1 protein-coding gene and 1 pseudogene are annotated in these 2,646 nt (G+C 39.2%); one reads left to right on the plus strand and one right to left on the minus strand.

All coding sequences use genetic code 11. The features are described from left to right. Nucleotides 1–1,743 (minus strand): annotated as a pseudogene (locus HSISS2_RS03020) (DEAD/DEAH box helicase family protein); the annotation flags it as partial. Nucleotides 1,744–2,034: 291 nt separating this feature from the next. Between HSISS2_RS03020 and HSISS2_RS10730 the strand changes: the two are divergent. Next, entirely contained in the window at nt 2,035–2,586 is a 552-nt protein-coding gene (locus tag HSISS2_RS10730; RefSeq protein WP_021145330.1) for an ABC transporter substrate-binding protein, read from the plus strand. Nucleotides 2,587–2,646 lie beyond the last annotated feature (60 nt).

Raw genomic sequence — 2,646 nt, forward strand, 5'->3', positions numbered from 1 at the left:
TGCCAAGAAACAAGCTCGTGATAAAGAGCTTGAAGCAATCATCAAGGGTGTTACTGGTTTTTTCAGGATTGTCAGGCCAGATTCGGATGGCACGTCCACGCATCTGATTGCTTAGCATGAAACTACCAACAAAACTAGCTAGAATGAGTGAATTCACACAAGGAGCATCCCAGCCTTCACCTAGGAGAGATTTGGTTCCAATAATCACCTGAATATCCCCCTCTTGGAAAAGTTGGGTAAGGGCAGTCACTAGGTCATGGTGAGAACCAGAAACACTGACCTTTAGGTATTGATCTTGTCTTAACTGTCCAACAATCTCATACGACAAACGAGAACTAGGAATAAGTTTTTCTAAAGGTTCTTTGGCAGCAGTCGGGATAATCACCAAACTTCCTGTCAATACAGCCATGGGTACCGACCAAGACTGCTCAAGCATTTCTCTACGAATGGATTCGAAGTAGGAAAGGACACCAAGTTGTGTGAACTCTGCCTTATCATCACCTAAATGGCTTTGAAAATCTTTTCGAATAAAGTCTGTCAGCACCAACTGTCGAAGATCATTTCCCAAAGCTTGGTATTCCGCTTTAAAGATGTCTTTAGTAGCCTTTAGTTTACCTAGAGATTGATTAAGTAAAACATCTTGCTTTTTATTGCGAATGAGTTTAACTTGATTTCTTTCAATAAGGCCGTTGGCTTTTAAATCACTTTTGATTTGGTCAAAGGCTTCTTCAGTAAAAGTGAACCAATTTGGTACTTGAAAAATGATACCATTGAGCAAGGTTTCAAACCACCCAAGAGAAAAAGCAGGTAAGGCCTTGGCACCAAGTAGCTCTTGAAAATATTGCGGGAAAGGTAGACCCTTGGAACGTAAGAAAATCAATATAGCAGAAAGGTATTTGGGATTAGTCAATAAGTCGTCGTCAGTAATCTGACCTGTCAGTGCCAAGCTAGATTGAATGGTACTAGAGAAATTTTCATCCGCCGAGAGTCTATTTAAACAGTCGTGTTTCTGCTTTTCAAACTGATCTAGGTGTTTTTGTTCCTTCTTAGTCGGAAAGGCAAAGTAAACATAGTCTTGATGAGGGCAGAGTGTTCCTTCCTTAACCAGTTCAGGGACGGTGATTTCTTCGTCAATAACACCGCACATGCTGATATAACGCTCCCAAAGTGCGGGTTCTCCCTCGTATGGGGGTGTCGCAGTTAAAGAAATCATCTTGATTTTTGGAAAAGCTTTACGAAAACTCTCCAAACTCTTCCACCATTCATTTCTTAAATGATGGCACTCATCCAAACAAAGAGTCCCTAAATCTTTATCCTCAAATGTTTTTCGGATATCGAAATCTTGAAAATTAAAATGCTCTTGTTGAGCTGTATCATCTGTGTCTTCGATAAGACCATCACCAACAACTTGGTTCATGGCACTATGTAATGCCTGATAAGTCGCAACCGTAATCATTTTAGGCCTCTTTAAGTCTTGTGAAATAAGTTGTTCTGCTTGGTTAACATCACTTAAAAAGCTTGTTTGATCCGGTCCACCCATTGTTGGCGGATAGTAACTGTCGGAACTAGAATTAAAGTTGGATTACCAAAACGCCGTATGAATTCAATTCCTAAGGTCGTTTTTCCAGAGCCAGGAGCAGCGACCAAGTGAATCTTTCCATCACCCATAAAACTTTCTGATTTATCAAGAATACGTTGTTGATACTGTCGCCATTGTCCTTTAAATGAAAGCTGATCTAACATAATTTCCCTCCAATGTTACCTATCATTATAACACAGTTCAGATAACTAAAAGGTTGTTATTAGGGCTTAAGCATCCTAATCTAGGATTGTTTGAAGTATCAAAATAATATAATCAAAAATATAGGCTTGAACGAATCAGTAAGTGATTGACATTAAAGAAGTTTTAAGATAACTTTAAAGTAACGATTTAATCCGATCTTATCGAGGAGTTGCCATGAAAAAATAAATCTTCTTTATTTATTAGCTATTCTGGCCATCATATCTGGTCTTTTACTATATTACTTGCCAGACATGACGTCTGGACATAATGCAGAGTCAAATAATACAAGTCAAACTTTTAAGGAGAAGACGATTGTTCATGATTTTGGTACGACAAAGTTGAAAAAAGTTCCTAAACGTATTGTTATCCTCGACAACCTCTATGGTGAAATCTTGAATCCTTTAGATATCACTCCTGTAGGTGCAACAACTGGTCAAGCTGATAGTCAAGAATTTTCAACCCTCTTTAAGAAACAATACAAGGATGCCAAGGTGGTTTCAGTTGGTTGGCAGGGGAGTCCAGATTTGGATAAGATTGCTGAGTTAAAACCTGATTTAATCCTTATGACAGGCGAGCAGGAAGACCTCTACGAGGAGCTGTCTGAGATTGCACCGACTGTTGGTTACCAAATTAATACAGATGAAAATTGGGACTATCACGAAACCTCATTAAAGGTAGCAGAAATCTTCGACAAACGTGATGAGATGAAGAAGGACCTGGATAGAGTGGATGCTAGGGAGGCTGTTTTCGCAGAGAATGTCAAAGCAAGTTTGGCAATCAAAAACTCATGTATCTGCGCGTGACAGACAATGACATCCGTTATTACGCTTACGGGCATTTTGGTTATCTGTATGATACTTATC

The sequence above is a fragment of the Streptococcus sp. HSISS2 genome, from assembly GCF_000448665.1.
GTDB classification, from domain to species: domain Bacteria; phylum Bacillota; class Bacilli; order Lactobacillales; family Streptococcaceae; genus Streptococcus; species Streptococcus raffinosi.